Source organism: Pseudomonas sp. 273, assembly GCF_029201425.1.
In the GTDB taxonomy this organism is placed as follows: domain Bacteria; phylum Pseudomonadota; class Gammaproteobacteria; order Pseudomonadales; family Pseudomonadaceae; genus Pseudomonas; species Pseudomonas delhiensis.
The window spans coordinates 3,398,510-3,414,089 of the sequence record NZ_CP116775.1; the positions used below are offsets into that span (position 1 = coordinate 3,398,510).

15 protein-coding genes are annotated in these 15,580 nt (G+C 70.9%); 2 read left to right on the top strand and 13 right to left on the bottom strand.

The genetic code is table 11. From position 1 onward, the window contains the following. Positions 1-17 precede the first annotated feature (17 nt). From PKO50_RS15745 to PKO50_RS15760, 4 genes are all read right to left on the bottom strand, one after another. Complete coding sequence (locus PKO50_RS15745) at positions 18-1,208, bottom strand: CaiB/BaiF CoA-transferase family protein (RefSeq protein WP_275630251.1); 1,191 nt, start codon at positions 1,206-1,208, stop codon at positions 18-20. Positions 1,209-1,346: 138 nt separating this feature from the next. Next, on the bottom strand, positions 1,347-2,696 hold the full coding sequence (locus tag PKO50_RS15750; RefSeq protein WP_275630252.1) for an MmgE/PrpD family protein: 1,350 nt from the start codon (positions 2,694-2,696) through the stop codon (positions 1,347-1,349). Positions 2,697-2,719: 23 nt separating this feature from the next. Continuing rightward, entirely contained in the window at positions 2,720-3,880 is a 1,161-nt protein-coding gene (locus PKO50_RS15755) for an acyl-CoA dehydrogenase family protein (RefSeq protein ID WP_275630253.1), read from the bottom strand. A gap of 19 nt (positions 3,881-3,899) precedes the next feature. After that, entirely contained in the window at positions 3,900-4,727 is an 828-nt protein-coding gene (locus PKO50_RS15760; protein ID WP_275630254.1) for a MaoC family dehydratase N-terminal domain-containing protein, read from the bottom strand. 118 nt (positions 4,728-4,845) lie between these two features. Between PKO50_RS15760 and PKO50_RS15765 the strand changes: the two genes are divergently transcribed. Beyond that, positions 4,846-5,772: a LysR substrate-binding domain-containing protein gene (locus tag PKO50_RS15765; RefSeq protein WP_275630255.1), complete on the top strand. Its 927-nt coding sequence runs from the start codon at positions 4,846-4,848 to the stop codon at positions 5,770-5,772. 301 nt (positions 5,773-6,073) lie between these two features. Here the strand turns inward: PKO50_RS15765 and ycaC are convergent, their stop codons facing one another. The 3 genes from ycaC to PKO50_RS15780 form a co-directional block, all read right to left on the bottom strand. Continuing rightward, positions 6,074-6,700 carry an isochorismate family cysteine hydrolase YcaC gene (ycaC, locus tag PKO50_RS15770; RefSeq protein WP_275630256.1) on the bottom strand — a complete coding sequence of 209 codons (627 nt, stop codon included), beginning with the start codon at positions 6,698-6,700 and terminating at the stop codon, positions 6,074-6,076. Positions 6,701-6,754: 54 nt separating this feature from the next. Beyond that, on the bottom strand, positions 6,755-7,441 hold the full coding sequence (locus PKO50_RS15775) for a hydrolase (protein WP_275630257.1): 687 nt from the start codon (positions 7,439-7,441) through the stop codon (positions 6,755-6,757). A 100-nt stretch (positions 7,442-7,541) separates the two neighbouring features. Next, complete coding sequence (locus PKO50_RS15780) at positions 7,542-8,408, bottom strand: pirin family protein (RefSeq protein ID WP_275630258.1); 867 nt, start codon at positions 8,406-8,408, stop codon at positions 7,542-7,544. Between the two features lie 100 nt (positions 8,409-8,508). Between PKO50_RS15780 and PKO50_RS15785 the strand changes: the two genes are divergently transcribed. Further along, entirely contained in the window at positions 8,509-9,414 is a 906-nt protein-coding gene (locus PKO50_RS15785) for a LysR family transcriptional regulator (protein ID WP_109934102.1), read from the top strand. Positions 9,415-9,463: 49 nt separating this feature from the next. Here the strand turns inward: PKO50_RS15785 and PKO50_RS15790 are convergent, their stop codons facing one another. The 6 genes from PKO50_RS15790 to PKO50_RS15815 form a co-directional block, all read right to left on the bottom strand. After that, entirely contained in the window at positions 9,464-9,931 is a 468-nt protein-coding gene (locus PKO50_RS15790; RefSeq protein ID WP_109934103.1) for a YbaK/EbsC family protein, read from the bottom strand. A gap of 137 nt (positions 9,932-10,068) precedes the next feature. Next, positions 10,069-11,313 (bottom strand): OprD family porin, encoded by a 1,245-nt coding sequence (locus tag PKO50_RS15795; protein ID WP_275630483.1) that lies wholly within the window; start codon positions 11,311-11,313, stop codon positions 10,069-10,071. 119 nt (positions 11,314-11,432) lie between these two features. After that, positions 11,433-12,815: a tripartite tricarboxylate transporter permease gene (locus PKO50_RS15800; protein WP_275630259.1), complete on the bottom strand. Its 1,383-nt coding sequence runs from the start codon at positions 12,813-12,815 to the stop codon at positions 11,433-11,435. Next, the gene (locus tag PKO50_RS15805) at positions 12,815-13,306 is read right to left on the bottom strand and encodes a hypothetical protein (protein ID WP_109934105.1); all 492 of its coding nucleotides are present in this window, start codon (positions 13,304-13,306) and stop codon (positions 12,815-12,817) included. The genes PKO50_RS15800 and PKO50_RS15805 overlap by 1 nt, the downstream gene beginning before the upstream one ends. Positions 13,307-13,359: 53 nt before the next feature. Next, the gene (locus PKO50_RS15810) at positions 13,360-14,271 is read right to left on the bottom strand and encodes a hydroxymethylglutaryl-CoA lyase (protein ID WP_109934106.1); all 912 of its coding nucleotides are present in this window, start codon (positions 14,269-14,271) and stop codon (positions 13,360-13,362) included. Further along, the gene (locus tag PKO50_RS15815; protein ID WP_275630260.1) at positions 14,268-15,548 is read right to left on the bottom strand and encodes a hydroxymethylglutaryl-CoA reductase, degradative; all 1,281 of its coding nucleotides are present in this window, start codon (positions 15,546-15,548) and stop codon (positions 14,268-14,270) included. The genes PKO50_RS15810 and PKO50_RS15815 overlap by 4 nt, the downstream gene beginning before the upstream one ends. Between the last annotated feature and the right edge of the window lie 32 nt (positions 15,549-15,580).

The window sequence follows — 15,580 nt, forward strand, 5'->3', positions numbered from 1 at the left end:
CCTTGGTCGGGTTCGGCTCACACCGCGCCCTGCTCGTGCAGGCGCTGGATGTCGGCGGCGGTATAGCCCAGCTCGGCGAGCAGGCCGTCGGTATGCTCGCCCAGGCCCGGCACGGCGTCCATGCGCGGCGCATAGGCGTTGCTGCGGGCCGGCGGCAGCAGCGCCGGCAGGCGGCCCACCGGGCTGTCGATCTCGCGCCAGGCGTCGCGAGCCTGCAGTTGCGGATGCTGCCACAGGCCCTGCATGTCGTTGACGTGGGCGTTGGCGATCTGCGCCTGCTCCAGGCGCGCCACCACCTCCGCCGCGCTCAGGTCGGCGAAGGCTTCGACGATCAGCGCGCGCAGGGCCTCGCGGTTGACCACCCGCAGGCTGGTGGCGGTGAAGCGCGGGTCGGTCGCCAGTTCCGGGCGCCGCAATACCACCTCGCAGAAGACCTTCCACTCGCGCTCGTTCTGCACGCCGAGCATCACGTTCCTGCCGTCGCCGGCGGGGAAAGGCCCGTAGGGGTAGATGGTGGCGTGGGCGGCGCCGGCGCGCGGCGGTTGCGCCTGGCCTTCGAAGGCGTAGTACATGGGGAAGCCCATCCACTCGGCCATGCCTTCGAGCATGGAGACCTCCACCCGGCTGCCCTCCCCCGTGCGCTCGCGCAGCAGCAGCGCCGAGAGGATGCCGCTGTAGGCGTACATGCCGGCGGAGATATCGGCGATGGAGCAGCCGGCCTTGGCCATTTCGTCCGGGCCGGGGCCGCCGGTCACCGAGAGGAAGCCGCTCTCGCTCTGGATCAGCAGGTCGTAGGCCTTCTTCTGCTCGTAGGGGCCGCCTTCGCCATAGCCGGAGATGTCGCAGACGATCAGCCGCGGGAAGCGTTCGTGCAGCGCCTCGAACGACAGCCCCAGGCGCGCGGCGGCGCCGGGCGCGAGGTTCTGCACCAGCACGTCGGCCTGGCCCAGCAGCTGGTCCAGCACGGCGTGGGCCTCGGCCTGCTTGAGGTCCAGGGCCAGGCTTTGCTTGGAGCGGTTGGTCCAGACGAAATGCGAGGCCATGCCGCGCACGCGCTCGTCGTAGCCGCGGGCGAAGTCGCCGACGCCGGGGCGCTCGACCTTGATGACGCGGGCGCCGAGGTCGGCCAGCTGGCGGGTGCAGAACGGCGCGGCGATGGCGTGTTCCAGGCTGATGACGGTGATGCCGTCGAGGGGACGCGGGTTCATGGGTGCTCCAGGTGTCTCGTGCGCCGCCGCCATGGACGGCGCGGCGCTGTCGGTGTGTATCCACGGTCCGGGCGGGCGGCGCACCGCGCTCTGTGAACCCCCGGGTTCCGGAGGCCGCCCGCCCGGGCCGCGGGCTACTCAGGCGAAGGCTTCCAGGCTTTGCAGGGCATGCAGGCGCCAGCTGGCGTCGATCAGCCGCGCGGCTTCGGCCTCGCCACGCTCGCCGGCGAAGGCCAGCAGGCGGCGAAACTTGTCTTCCAGTTCGGCGCGGCTGAGGCTGTTGCCCGGGTCGCCCTTGGGCTCGTCTATGCCGCCGTGCAGCTGGCGACCGTCGATGGTGAGCACCTCTACGCGGCCCAGCCAGCGCTGCGGGTAGGCGCCGTCCACCTCGGCATCCAGCTGCATGCCCACCTTGTCGCGGAAGGCCGCCACGCGCGGGTCCTGCAGGGCGAAGCGTTCGAACTCCACCAGCCCGGCCTTGCCGTGCACGGCGATCAGGCCCAGCACCGTGCCCATGGAGAACTTCGCCTGGTGCACCGTCTGCGGCACGACCACGCGGCCGAGCACGTCGATGGCGCCCTGGTGCACGCGGGTGGTGACGCGGGCGATGTCCTCGGCCTGCAGGCCCTCGCGCTGCATCAGCGCCAGCAGGGCGTCCGCCGCCGGGTGGGTGTGGCGGCAGGAGGCGTGGAACTTGAACGAGGTCTCCACCAGCGCCCAGCGGCTGCCCAGGCCGTCCGCCAGCCAGCGCGGCTCGGCGTCGCTGGACATGCCGGCGGCCATGCCCTGCTCGCCCTCGAGGATGTTCTGCGCGCCGGTCAGGCCGTCCGCGGTCAGGTACGCGGCCAGCAGGCCGTCGGCGGCGGCCTTGGCGGTGTGCAGCTGTTTGGAGTCGGCGGCGTCGCGGAGGAACTCCCAGAGCCCGGCGGCCTGGGTCCCGGCGCTGCCCAGGCAGTGCACGAACTGGCGGGCGTCCAGGCCGAGCAGCTTGCCGACGGCCACGGCCGCGGCCAGGGTGCCGACGGTGGCGGTGGTGTGGAAGATGCGGTAGTGCGAGCGGCCGAGGAACTCGCCGATGCGGATGCCCGCCTCGTAGCCGGCGACCGCCGCGAGGATCAGGTCGCGGCCGGACCTGCCCAGGTCCTGGGCGGCGGCCAGGGCCGCCGGGAACACCACCGTGGCCGGGTGCAGCACCGAGCTGTTGTGCAGGTCGTCCTGCTCCACCAGGTGCGAGCTGGCGCCGTTGACCAGGGCGGCGAAGTACGCCGAGGTGGCGCTGCCGTCCACCAGCACGCGGCTGCGGCCGTCGGCCGGGCCCATTCTGCGGGCGTAGCGCTGGAACAGCGGGATGGGGTGGCGGCCCTGGCTGGCCAGGGCCGAGCCCAGCCAGTCGAGGAACAGGTCTTCGGTGCGCGCGACCACCGCTTCGGGCAGGTCTTCGTAGCGCAGGCCGGCGAGGAATTCGGCCAGGGCGTGGGTATTGTTCATCGCTTGTCGTCCTTGGGCGCGGCTCAGAAGGAACGCGGCAGTTCGAGCAGGTGCTCGGCCACGTAGGAGAGGATCAGGTTGGTGGAGATCGGCGCCACCTGGTACAGCCGCGTCTCGCGGAACTTGCGCTCCACGTCGTATTCGCAGGCGAAGCCGAAGCCGCCGTGGGTCTGCAGGCAGGCGTTGGCCGCCTCCCAGCTGGCCTTGGCCGCCAGGTACTTGGCCATGTTCGCCGCCGCGCCGGCGTTGCGCCCGGCGTCGTATTCCGCGCAGGCCTTCCAGCGCATCAGGTCGGCCGCTTCCACCTCGATGTGCGCCTCGGCGATGGGGAACTGCACGCCCTGGTTCTGCCCGATGGGGCGGCCGAACACCACGCGGTCGCGGGCATATTGGCTGGCTTTCTCGATGAACCAGCGGCCGTCGCCGATGCATTCGGCGGCGATCAGCGTGCGCTCGGCGTTGAGGCCGTCGAGGATGTAGCGGAAGCCCTTGCCCTCCTCGCCGATCAGGCTGCTGGCGGGGATTTCCAGGTTGTCGAAGAACAGCTCGTTGGTCTCGTGGTTGACCATGTTGGCGATGGGCTGCACGGTCAGGCCGTTGCCGATGGCCTCGCGCAGGTCGACCAGGAAGATCGACATGCCCTCGGCCTTTTTCTTCACCTCGGCCAGCGGCGTGGTGCGGGCCAGCAGGATCATCAGGTCGGAGTGCTGCACCCGCGAGATCCACACCTTCTGGCCGTTGATGACGTACTTGTCGCCGCGGCGCACGGCGGTGGTCTTGATCTTGGTGGTGTCGGTGCCGGTGGTCGGCTCGGTGACGCCCATGGACTGCAGGCGCAGCTCGCCGCTGGCGAGCTTGGGCAGGTAGTAGCGCTTCTGCTCCTCGCTGCCGTTACGCAGCAGGGTGAACATGTTGTACATCTGCCCGTGGATGGTCCCGGAGTTGCCGCCGCAGCGGTTGACCTCCTCGAGGATCACCGAGGCCTCGGCCAGGCCCAGGCCGGAACCGCCGTACTCCTCGGGGATCATCGCCGACAGCCAGCCGGCCTCGGTCATGGCCTTGACGAAGGCTTCGGGGAAGCCCTTGCGCTCGTCGATCTCGCGCCAGTAGGCGCTGCCGTATTCCGCGCACAGGGCGCGCACGCCTTCACGGATGGCCTGCAGTTCTTCCGGGGTGCTGCTCATGGGGTTCCTCGATGGGGGTTCAGTCGAATTCCACTTCGCCGCGCTGGGCGATGCCGGCGCCGTTGCCGGCCCAGACCTCGGCCTTGCCGGGGCCGCTGGGGCGGCCGCCCAGCTCGAAAGGCTCGGGGCAGATCAGCGGGCGCAGGCCGCGGTAGGCGAAGCGGCGCAGGCGCGCCTGCGGGTTGGCGCGGCAGAAGGCGCGCAGGCTCAGGGTGGCGATCAGCGGGCCGTGCACCACCAGGCCCGGGTAACCCTCGGCCTCGGTGACGTAGGGCCAGTCGTAGTGGATGCGGTGGCCGTTGAAGGTCACCGCGGAATAGCGGAACAGCAGCACCGGGCTGGGTTCCACCGCCTCGCGCCAGGCGCCTTCGGGCAGCGCCTCGGTGCCGCCGAGCCTGGGCGGGCTGGGTTCGCGGTAGACGATGTCCTGCTCCTCGCGCAGGGCCAGGTGGCCGTCCTGCAGGTAGTCGTGGCGCAGGGTGACGAACAGCAGCGCGCCGGTGCGGCCGTGCTTTTCCTCGACGTTCAGGATGCGGGTCACCCGGCTGGCCTCGCGGCCGACGCGCAGCGGCGCGTGGAACTCCAGGCGGCCGCCGGCCCACATGCGGTTGCGCCCGTCCGCCGGCGGCAGGAAGCCGCCGCGCGCCGGGTGGCCGTCGGCGCCCAGGCCGGCCTCGGCCACGGCGTCCTGGAAGAATGCCCAGTGCCACAGCGGCGGCAGCGCCTCGCCGGCGGCCGGGGCCTGCTCGCCGAGGGTGGCGGCCAGGCGGCTGACCAGCAGCGTGCTCAGCTCGTCGCGGCTTTCCTGGCTGCGGCCTATCCAGGCCTTGTAGGAAGATTCGCTCATGCTCAGTGTCTCTGACCGGGAAATTTCCGAACAGCATGCAAGTTGGCTTGCGTTCCGTGAATCCGCATTTCCATAATCCAGCGTTAACCGAAACCGAACGCCATCCGGACGCCCCGCCATGCATTTCGACCTGGCCGACCTGCGCCTTTTCGTGCACATCGCCGAATCCCCCAGCCTGACCCAGGGCGCCCGCCGCGCGCACCTCTCGGCGGCCGCCGCCAGCGCCCGCATCAAGGCCCTGGAAAGCCAGCTCGACAGCCGCCTGCTGTACCGCGACAACCGCGGCGTCGAGCTGACCCCCAGCGGCCAGCGCCTGCTGCAGCACGCGCGGCTGATCCTGCGCCAGGTGGAGCGGCTCAAGGACGACTTCGGCGAACAGGGCGGCGACCAGGCCGGGCACATCCGCATCTTCGCCAACACCACGGCGGTCACCGAGTTCCTCCCGGAGGTGCTGGCCGGCTTCCTCGCCGCGCGCCCCGCGGTCACCGTGGACCTGCAGGAACGCCTGAACCGCGACATCGTCCGGGCCATCCTCGACGGCTCGGCGGACCTGGGCATAGTCGCCGGCCCGGTGCGCGCCGAGAGCCTGGAGATCCTCCACTTCAGCACCGACCACCTGGTGCTGGCGGTGCCGCCCGGCCATGCCCTGGAACGCCTGGGCCGCCCGCCCACCCTGGCCGACACCCTCGGCTATTTCCACGTCGGCCTGCACGAGGGCAGCACCCTGCAGAGCTTCCTGCGCGAACAGGTGGAGCGCCTGGGCGGCACCCTCAACCTGCGCATCCAGGTGGCCAGCTTCGAGGCGGCTTGCCGGATGATCGAGGCCGGGGTGGGCATCGGCGTGCTCCCGGAAACCGCCGCGCGCCGCCACCAGCGCAGCATGGGGCTGAGCATCCTGCAGCTGGACGAGCCCTGGGTGGTGCGCGAACGCAGCGTGCTGGTGCGCGAGCGCGAGGCACTGCCGGGTTGCGCACGGACGCTGGTGGAACTGCTGCGCCAGGTGGGAGATGGGGGTAGCGTGGGGGCGGTTGCGGATGGGGTTTAAGATCGCCCTCTCCCCAGCCCTCGGCTGCGCGTTCGTAGGGCGCATAACGCCTACGGCGTTATCCGCCGAATCGCGGACAGAGTCCGCTCCTACGGTTACAGGGAAGCACGGGCGTAGGAGCGGACTTTGTCCGCGATTGGACTCACCGGCCACGCCGGACGTCCCGGTGGCACGAACGGCCCCTCAGGAAGCGGGCTACGGACTTTGCCCTCGAAGCTCAGCCAAAAAAAACCGCCAACCGAGCGTCCCCGGTTGGCGGTCCGTTGGGCCGTGCGCACCGCTGCACCGGTGCGCGCCGGGCTCACTTGGCGGCGGTCAGCGTGCTGTAGCTGGTGATCAGGTTGCGGTAGTCCGGGATGTGCGCGGAGAACAGCGCGGCCAGGCCCTCGATGTCGTTGCGCCAGTCGCGGTGCAGTTCGCAGGCCACGCCGAACCAGGTCATCAGCTGCGCGCCGGCGGCTTCCATGCGGCGCCAGGCGGCGTCGCGGGTGACTTCGTTGAAGGTGCCGGAGGCATCGGCGACCACGAAGACGTCGAAGCCTTCCTCCAGGGCCGACAGCGCCGGGAAGGCCACGCACACCTCGGTGACCACGCCGGCGATGATCAGTTGCTTCTTGCCGGTGGCCTTGACCGCCTTGACGAAGTCCTCGTTGTCCCAGGCGTTGATGTTGCCCGGACGAGCGATGTACGGAGCATCCGGGAACATTTCCTTGAGCTCCGGCACCAGCGGGCCGTTGGGGCCGCTCTCGAAGCTGGTGGTGAGGATGGTCGGCAGCTTGAAGTACTTGGCCAGGTCGGCCAGGGCCAGCACGTTGTTCTTGAACTTGTCCGGCTCGATGTCGCGCACCAGGGACAGCAACCCGGCCTGGTGGTCGACCAGCAACACGGCGGCCTGGGACTTGTCGAGACGGACGTAGGGCTTGCTCATTGCGCTTTCCTCTTGCGGTGGGAAGGCCCGGCTTGTAGCGGGCGCGGTCGGGATTCAGCGTTGCGAGTCCAGCACCTCGTGGTTGTTCACCACTTCCTGGGCCTTGGTGTAGCTTTCGATCAGCAGGCGGTAGTGCGGGAAGATGTGGCTGTAGGCCTCGGCCCACTCGGCGGCGTCGGGGCGGTTCCAGGTGCGCTGGATTTCCGAGCACACCGCGGCGGTGTCCATGGGCACCACGCCGGCCTGCACCACGCGGGCCAGGGTGATTTCCTGGGCGGCCTTGGAGTAGGTGCCGGAAGCGTCGATCACCGCGAATACCCGGTAGCCGGCGTTGACCGCGGCGATCGCCGGGAAGGCCATGCACACGCTGGTGATGGTGCCGGCGATGACCAGGGTCTTCTTGCCGGTCTTCTCCACCGCGGCGACGAACTCGGGGTTGTCCCAGGCGTTGATCTCGCCCTTGCGCGCCACGTACTGGGCATGGGGCGCGGCTTCGTGGATCTCGGGGATCAGCGGGCCGTTGGGGCCCTGGGGCACCGAGGCGGTGGTGATCACCGGGATCTTCGCCAGGCTGGCGATCCTGGCCAGGGTGATGGCGTTGGCGCGCAGTTCGGTCATGGGCATGTCCTTGACCGTCTGGAACAGCCCGCTCTGGTGGTCGATCAGCAGCATGGCGGTGTCGTCGGGATCGATCACCGGGCGCTGGCCGTTGAAGTTGGCGATATTGCCGAAGTTGCTCATCTTCGTTTCCTCGCAAGTGGGCCTCCCGCCCGGATGCCCCACGCCTCCCTGCGCGGGCGTTCAACCAGACTAGGCGCTGGCCGAGTCCGGCATGTGACGATCAGCCGGCCATCTGTCCGAAACGCCCGCGGCGGAAATCGTCGAGGGCCTGCTCGATCTGTTCGCGGGTGTTCATGACGAAGGGGCCGTAGCCAACGATGGGCTCGTCCAGCGGTTCGCCGCTGAGCAGCAGCACCAGGGCGTCGCTCTCGGCCTCCAGGTGGATGGCGTCGCCGCGTCGCTCGAATAGCACCAGTTGGCCCTCGTCCGCCCGCTCCTCGCCGTTCAGCCGCAGGCTGCCGCGCAGCACCACCAGCGCCGTGTTGCGGCCCGGTTCGACGCGCAGCTCGAAGGCCTTGCCGGGGTTCAGCCGCAGGTCCCAGACATCCAGCGGGCTGAAGGTGTGGGCCGGGCCGCGGTGGCCGCGGTAGTCGCCGGCGATCACCCGCAGCTGGCCGGCGCCGCCGGGCAGTTCGACGCGGGGGATGCTGGTGTCCAGCAGGGTCTGGTAGGCCGGCGCGGTGAGCTTGTCCCGGGCCGGCAGGTTCACCCACAGCTGCGCCATGTGCAGGGTGCCGCCGCTGCGGGCGAAGGCCGGGGCGTGGTACTCCTCGTGGAGGATGCCGCCGCCGGCGGTCATCCATTGCACGTCGCCGGGACCGATGCGCCCGCCGGCGCCGCTGGAGTCGCGGTGCTCCAGCTCGCCCTGGTAGACGAGGGTCACGGTCTCGAAGCCGCGGTGCGGGTGCTGGCCGACGCCACGGCGCGCGCCGTCGCCGGGGAAGTCGTGCGGCCCGGCATGGTCGAGCAGCAGGAAGGGGCTGAGCTGGTCGCCCAGGCGGTCGTAGGAGAACAGCGAGCGGACCGGGAAGCCGTCGCCGACCCAGTGCGGGCGCGGGGCGCTGTAGATACCGAGGATGTCTTTCATGGGGGTGCCTCCTGAGTGCATGGAGACACCTTAGAATCGCAACGCTACAGTCGGTAGACTGCGAAAATCATCTTCAGCGTTCCATTTGGAGAACACCGTTGTGGAAGACCTCAACGACCTCTACTACTTCGCCCAGGTGGTCGAGCACGGTGGCTTCGCCCCGGCCGGGCGGGCCCTGGGCGAACCCAAGTCGAAGCTCAGCCGGCGCATCGCCGCCCTCGAGGAACGCCTGGGCGTGCGCCTGATCCAGCGTTCCACCCGGCACTTCTCGGTGACCGAGATCGGCCAGGAATACTATCGCCACTGCCTGGCCATGCTGGTGGAGGCCGAGGGCGCCGCCGAGGTCATCGAGCGCCACCGTGCCGAACCCCAGGGCCGGGTGCGGCTGAGCTGCCCCACGGCGCTGCTGAACTTCTGGGTCGGCCCGATGCTGGCCGAGTTCATGCTGCGCTACCCGCTGGTGGAGCTGCAGGTGGAGGCCACCAACCGCCAGGTGGACCTGATCCAGGAAGGCTTCGACATCGCCCTGCGCGTGCGCTTCCCGCCGCTGGAAGGCAGCGAACTGGTGATGAAGGTGCTGGGCGAGAGCCGGCAGTTGGTGGTGGGCGCGCCGGCCCTACGCCAGCGCCTGAGCGAGCGCCCCTCGCCCACCGAGGTGGCGGCGCTGCCGACGCTGCACTGGGGCTCGCCGCAGCGCGACTACCAGTGGCAGCTGGACGGCCCCGACGGCGCCCGCGCCCAGGCCCGCTACCAGCCGCGGCTGGTCACCGACGACCTGCTAGCCCTGCGCCAGGCGGCGGTGGCCGGGGTGGGCGCCGTGCACCTGCCGTCGGTGGTGGTGCGCGAGGCGCTGGCCGACGGCAGCCTGGTCAACCTGCTGCCGGACTGGGCGCCGCGTACCGGCATCGTGCACGCCGTCTACCCTTCCCGGCGCGGCCTGCTGCCGTCGGTGCGCGGCTTGCTGGACTTCCTCGGCCAGGGCTTCGCCCACAGCGACATGGCCTGAGCCCGCCGGTCGCTAGCGGCGCAGGATCGGAAAAGGTTCGAGGCCCGCACTATTCGCAGAAGCGCCCCTGCCGTGCCTCGGGCATCAGCTCCAGGTACTGGCGGCCGCTCATGTGCACCACGGCGTTGTGGTCGCCGGCCTCGAAGTAGATGTCCGATTGCTCGCCCAGGGATTCGTCGATCAGCGTCTCCAGGCCGAACAGGCTGCCCACCGCCGGGATGGCGCCGGGCGCGCAGTCCTCGAAGCGCGCGGAGAAATCGCCCTCGTGGGCCAGGCGCCAGTTGCGCCGGGTGAGCTTGTGCACCTTGTGCAGGTCGACCTGGCGGCTGGCCGGCACCACGGCCATCAGCCAGTGGCCCTGAAAGTCGTCGAGGATCACCGGCTTGGCCATCTGCTGCGGCGGCACGCCGGCGCGGCGGGCGGCCTCGCGGGTGGTCATGGACGTGGCGTGGGGCAGCAGATCGTAGCGACTCTGGTGCTGCGACAGGCAGCTCTGCAAACGACTGGACATGCTCATGGCACACCTCCGGGAAAGCGGCGCCGCCCCACTGCCCCGTGGCGCCGGCGCGGCCGGCTGCGGGGGAGCCTCCCGCTCCCCGTTTGCTCCAGTCTAGCGCCGCCGCCCCGGCACGGGCGGCGGGCCGACCAGGGGCGTCAGAACAGCGGGAGCGGGTAGTTGAGGATCAGCCGGTACTCGTCGAAGGCGTTGCTGCTGAAGTCGCGGCGGATGCTGGCGTTGCGCAGGCGCAGGTTCAGGCGCTTGAACGGCCCGCTCTGCACCACGTAGCCCAGTTCCGTCTCGCGCCCGCGCTCGCGGCCGTCGGCGGTATCGCGGGTATGCACGTTGCTGCCGCGGATGTAGCGCGTCATGAACGTCAGCCCCGGCACCCCGGCGGCGGCGAAGTCGTAGTCGTAGCGCAGTTGCCAGGAGCGCTCGCGGGCCTGGTCGTAGCTGGAGTTGAAGCTGTCGTTGGCCAGGCTGCCGCCGGCGCTGCCGTTCACCCGCATCCAGCCACTGTCGCCGGACAGCCGCTGCAGGCCCAGGTAGAAGGTGTGCCCCCCCTGCCCCGCCGAAAGCAGCAGCGACAGGGTGCGGTTGTCCAGCTCGCCGGCGCGGGCGGCGCCATCCTCGCGGCCGACGAAGTAGCCGAGGTCGGCGCCCAGGCGCCAGTCGCCCAGCCCCTGGCCGTGGCGCAGGTTGACGTACTGCTGGCGGTAGATGTCCTCCAGCCGCGCGTGCCACAGGCCCAGCTGCGTGGCCTGGCCGTTGAAGCGGTACTCGGCGCCGGCGAAGTCGAAGCGGTCGGAGGTGGCGTCCGGGCGCCCGGCCATGGACAGGTCGTCCTGGCTGGCGTCGTTGCGCGGGCTGTTGCTGCGGAACTGCCCGGCGTACAGGCCCAGGCCGTCGATCTCCCGCACGCTGAGCTGGGCGCCGCGCAGGGTCTGCGGCAGCGAGCGGCCGTCGTCGGCGCGCAGCACCGGCAGGCTGGGCATCCACTCGCCGACCTTCAGCTCGCTGTTGGCCAGCCGCGCCTTGGCCGCTACCGCCAGGCGCCCGAAGTCGTCCGCCGGGCGGCCGTCGTCGTGCAGCGGCAGCAACTGGGTGTCGGCGGTGCCCTTGCCACCGTCCAGCTTCAGCGAGTACAGGCCCAGCACGTCGACGCCCAGGCCCAGGACGCCTGGCGTATAGCCGGAGCGGGCGTCGAGGATGAAGCTCTGCGTCCATTCCTCGGCCTTGGCGCGGGGGAAGTCGGCGTCGACGAAATTGCGGTTGATGTAGAAGTTGCGCAGGTTCAGCGAGGCCTGCGCATCCTCGGCGAAGCCCCCGGCCAGGCTCTCGCCGCTGGCCAGCAGGCAGGCGGAGGTGAGGCCGAACAGGCGACGGCCGGGGGTGGACAGCGGGTTGGCAAGGATTGTCATTGTTGTTGTTTCCTTTTCTCGGGACGAAGGCCGCCGCACCGCTGCGGGGCAACGGCGGGACGCGGCCGGGGATGGAGGCGCGGCGGCCTCCGGATGGCTCAGCCGGCCAGCGCGAGCAGTACCGGCACGCTGAGGACGGCGGTGTAGTAGCCCATGAACTGCACGCCGATGTTGAAGCCGAGGAAGCGGCCGAGCAGGCCGCCGAGCAGGCCCACGCTGAGGATCACCAGCAGGCCCAGCACCCCGCCCTCCCACAGGCCGATCACCAGGATCAGGCCGACGAAGGTGGCGATCACCGCCTCGTGGCTGACCCGCCGCGAGACGAACGAGGCCGCGCGGTGGGCGAAGTTCATCGCGAAGGGATAGGCGATCAGCACCGCCACCAGCACCGCCAGCAGGCCGAACACCAGGAATTCCCAGGGTTCCATCAGGCTGTGCAGGTTGTGCACCTGGCCGCTGGCGGCATCCACGTAGAAGCGTGGCGGCGCGTTGAACAGCGGCGCCGCGGGGCCCGCCGCCACCGGGCTGAGCGGCAGGCCGAAGGCGATCAGCGGGATCAGCGCCTCGGCGATGTAGGTGGACTCGGTCACCCCGTTGCGCGCCGCCAGCACCGAGGTCAGGCGGTGGTAGGCATGGCGGATGCGCGAGCCGACGATCTCGCCGAGGATCACCGTCATGGCCACCGGGCTGAACACGAAGGTGGCGCTGGAGACGGCGGCGGTGCCGAGGGTCCAGCCGGTCTGGCGGCGGTCGAGCACCTTCAGCGGGTTGGGGAAGTAGCCGTCCCAGCCCTTCACGTCCGGCGCCAGGGCGAAGGTGCGCGGCTCGCTGCGGCGCATGCGCTGGCGTTCGGCCGGCGCCAGCAGGGCGAACAGCGAGACGATCAGCGGCCCCACGGCGATGCCGAGGAAGTAGCTGACCGCCAGCTTCACCCCGTGCTGGGCGGTCAGCGCCTGCAGCGCCACGATCAGCAGCACGAAGGGCCCCAGGGCCAGCAGCGCGGCCCAGCGCCCGGCGGAGAACCAGGCGATGGCCAGGGCCGCGCAGAGGAACACCCAGGGCGCCGCCTGCTTGATGGCCTCGCCGAAGGGGGCCAGCAGCACCGCGAAGAGCACCGCCAGGGGCACCGCGATGAACGCCGCCAGCACCGCGCCGGAGATCATCTTGCGCAGGGCGATGTGCGGCACGCCGAGGTTGCGCAGGAAGTTCGCCTCGCGCATCAGCGGCGTGGCCATGGTGTCGCCGGGGATGCCCAGCAGCGCCGTGGGCACCGCGTGGGTCATGTGCTTGGCCACCGCGCCGGCGAGGAAGAAGGCGAACACCCCGGCCGGGGCCACGCCCAGCAGCACCACCAGCAGGGTCAGCGGCGCCAGGGTGGTGGTTTCGTCGCTGCCGGAGACCAGGCCGATGGCGGCGAAGGCCACGGCGCCGATCACCGCCATCAGCAGCGCGACGGGCAGTTGGTCGAGGAACAGCTCCATCAGGCCGCCCCTCCCATCACCGGCGCCGCGGCAGGCACGCGTTTCTCCGCGGCCCCGTGGGCCTGGGCGAACAGGTCGTACAGCTGGACCTCCTTCAGCTCCGCCAGCACTTCCGGCGGCAGGTCGCGCAGCTCGCCGAGGCCGCCGTACTCGGCCTCCAGCTCGCGCAGGGCCTGCTCGCGCCAGGCCGCGTCGGCCACATGCTCGACCACCAGGCGCTTGGGCTTGAACAGCATGGCGCTGATCGCCCCGCCGGCCAGGCAGCCGAGGATGCCCACCAGCATGGCGTAGGCGCGGGCCATCTGGCTGGAGTCGACGAGGCCGAGGAACAGCCGCTCGGCGAGCAGGAAGGCGCCCAGGCTGACCGCGGCGCCTATGGCGATGGCGCCAGCCAGGTGGCGGCTGTCGATGGTGTCGCCCCAGACCTCGTAGAGCCGGGCTTCGGGATGGGGACCAGGCGCCGTCGACGGCGCCGTTTCGTGGGTGTTCATGGTAAGGCTCCTGCCCTGCTGGGCTCTTGTTGTTATGTTGCGGTTGCGCTGTTTCAGGGGTGCCGCTCACCGCCTGCGGCGGCCAGGGCGCGGCCGGCGCGCGAGGCGTTGGGCCGGCCCAGCCGCTGGCTGATGGCCGTGCCCAGGCGGGCCACGGCCGGCAGGTCGACGCCGGTGGCGTAGCCCATGCCGTGCAGCAGGTGCAGCACGTCCTCGGTGGCGACGTTGCCGCTGGCGCCCGGCGAATAGGGGCAGCCACCGAGGCCGGCCAGCGAGCTGTCGAAGGTGCGCACGCCGGCCTGCAAGGCCGCGTGCACGTTGGCAACGGCCATGCCGAAGGTGTCGTGGAAGTGCCCGGCGAGGGCTGCCAGCGGCAGGCGTTCGGCGCAGTGCTCCACCAGCCGCGCAGTGGCATCCGGGGTGCCCTTGCCGAGGGTGTCGCCCAGGCTGATCTCGTAGCAGCCCAGCTCGTACAGGCGCTGCGCCACCTCGCCGGCCCGTTGCGGCGCCACCGGGCCGCCGTAGGGGCAATCGAGCACGCAGGACACGTAGCCGCGCACCCGCACGCCGCGCTCGCGGGCCAGCGCCAGCACCGGCTCGAAGCGGCGCAGGCTGTCGGCGATGGAGCAGTTGATGTTGCGCTGGGAGAAGGCCTCGGAGGCGGCGGCGAACACCGCCACCTCCTCGCAGCCCGCCGCCAGCGCCGCCTCCAGGCCCTGCTGGTTGGGCACCAGGGCGCTGAAGCGCACCCCGGGCCTGCGCCCGAGGCGGCGCAGCACCTCGCCGCTGTCGGCCATCTGCGGCACCCAGCGCGGCGAGACGAAGGCGCCGGCCTCGATGTGCCGCAGCCCGGTGTCGGCCAGTTGCTCGACCAGTTCGACGCGCGCCGCCACCGGCAGCGCCTGGGGCTCGTTCTGCAGGCCGTCGCGCGGGCCGACCTCGACGATTTTCACCCGGCCGCTCATGCGCCACGCCTTTCGCGCAGCAGTTCCACCGCGCGGTCGGCGCGCACGTCGCCGGCTTCCACCAGGCGCCGCGCCAGCCAGTCCACTTCCTCGCCGCGGGCGCCGGCCACCAGGGCGATGTTGCGCGCGTGCAAGGCCATGTGGCCGCGCTGGATGCCTTCGCAGGCCAGGGCGCGCAGGGCCCCGAGGTTCTGCGCCAGGCCCACGGCCACGGCGATTTCCGCCAGTTCCTGGGCGCTCTGCACGGCGAGGATGCGCAACGACAGCTGGGCCAGCGGGTGGGTGCGCGTGGCGCCGCCGACCAGGCCCACCGGCATGGGCATCTCGATGCTGCCCACCAGGTGCCCTTCGGCGTCCTTCTCCCAGGTGGTCAGCGAGCCGTAGTGGCCGCTGCGGCAGGCGTAGGCATGGGCGCCCGCCTCCACGGCGCGCCAGTCGTTGCCGGTGGCGACGATCAGGGGGTCGATGCCGTTCATGATGCCCTTGTTGTGGGTGGCCGCGCGGTAGGGGTCGACGGCGGCGAAGCAGTAGGCGTCGAGGATGCCCTCGATCACCGCCTCGCCGCTGTAGTCCCGCGACTGCAGCTGTTGTGGGGCGATGCGCACCTGGGCCCGGGCCAGGCGCAGGTCGGCCAGGTTGGAGAGGATGCGCAGGCGCGCCTGGCCGCCGGTGATGCGCTCCATCAGCGGGGCCACCGCCTCGGCCATGGTGTTCACCGTGTTGGCGCCCATGGCGTCGCGCACGTCGACGATCAGGTGCGCCACCAGCATCGGCCCGCGCGGGCTGTCGGCGAAGCAGTGCACCTCCAGGTCGCGGCAGCCGCCGCCCAGGCTGTTGAGCAGCTGGTCCTTGCGGTTGGCCAGCTCGAGTATCTCTTCCTTGTGCCGCAGCAGCGCCAGGCGCGCGTTGAACGGGTCGCCCAGGCCCACCAGCTGGACCTGGGCACGCATCAGCGGCGCGCTGCTGGAGGTGCGGAAACCGCCGCCGGCGCGGGCCAGCTTGGCCATGTAGGAAGCCGCGGCGACGATCGAGGGTTCCTCCACCACCATCGGCACCAGCAGCTCGCGGCCGTTGACCACGAAGTTGCTGGCTACCGCATAGGGCAGCTCGAAGGTGCCGAGCACGTTCTCGATCATGCCGTTGGCCACCTCCAGCGGCAGCGCACCGGGTTCGGCCAGGCGCTGCAGCTCGGGCAGCTGCAGCAGGGCCGCGAGCTGGTCGAGGCGCTGGCGAGGCGACAGGTTGCGGAATTCGGGAAGGCGGGAATCGATGGGCATCGTGGGCGTCCGTTGTGGTTCTTGTGGGATGC

Excerpts from the sequence above, each read along its gene's own strand:
- PKO50_RS15800 (WP_275630259.1), bottom strand. The coding sequence starts at position 12,815 with ATGGAGCTGTTCCTCGACCAACTGCCCGTCGCGCTGCTGATGGCGGTG.
- PKO50_RS15765 (WP_275630255.1), top strand. The coding sequence starts at position 4,846 with ATGCATTTCGACCTGGCCGACCTGCGCCTTTTCGTGCACATCGCCGAA.
- PKO50_RS15755 (WP_275630253.1), bottom strand. The coding sequence starts at position 3,880 with ATGAGCAGCACCCCGGAAGAACTGCAGGCCATCCGTGAAGGCGTGCGC.
- PKO50_RS15805 (WP_109934105.1), bottom strand. The coding sequence starts at position 13,306 with ATGAACACCCACGAAACGGCGCCGTCGACGGCGCCTGGTCCCCATCCC.
- PKO50_RS15745 (WP_275630251.1), bottom strand. The coding sequence starts at position 1,208 with ATGAACCCGCGTCCCCTCGACGGCATCACCGTCATCAGCCTGGAACAC.
- PKO50_RS15815 (WP_275630260.1), bottom strand. The coding sequence starts at position 15,548 with ATGCCCATCGATTCCCGCCTTCCCGAATTCCGCAACCTGTCGCCTCGC.
- PKO50_RS15750 (WP_275630252.1), bottom strand. The coding sequence starts at position 2,696 with ATGAACAATACCCACGCCCTGGCCGAATTCCTCGCCGGCCTGCGCTAC.
- PKO50_RS15790 (WP_109934103.1), bottom strand. The coding sequence starts at position 9,931 with ATGAGCATGTCCAGTCGTTTGCAGAGCTGCCTGTCGCAGCACCAGAGT.
- PKO50_RS15780 (WP_275630258.1), bottom strand. The coding sequence starts at position 8,408 with ATGAAAGACATCCTCGGTATCTACAGCGCCCCGCGCCCGCACTGGGTC.
- PKO50_RS15775 (WP_275630257.1), bottom strand. The coding sequence starts at position 7,441 with ATGAGCAACTTCGGCAATATCGCCAACTTCAACGGCCAGCGCCCGGTG.
- PKO50_RS15810 (WP_109934106.1), bottom strand. The coding sequence starts at position 14,271 with ATGAGCGGCCGGGTGAAAATCGTCGAGGTCGGCCCGCGCGACGGCCTG.
- ycaC (WP_275630256.1), bottom strand. The coding sequence starts at position 6,700 with ATGAGCAAGCCCTACGTCCGTCTCGACAAGTCCCAGGCCGCCGTGTTG.
- PKO50_RS15760 (WP_275630254.1), bottom strand. The coding sequence starts at position 4,727 with ATGAGCGAATCTTCCTACAAGGCCTGGATAGGCCGCAGCCAGGAAAGC.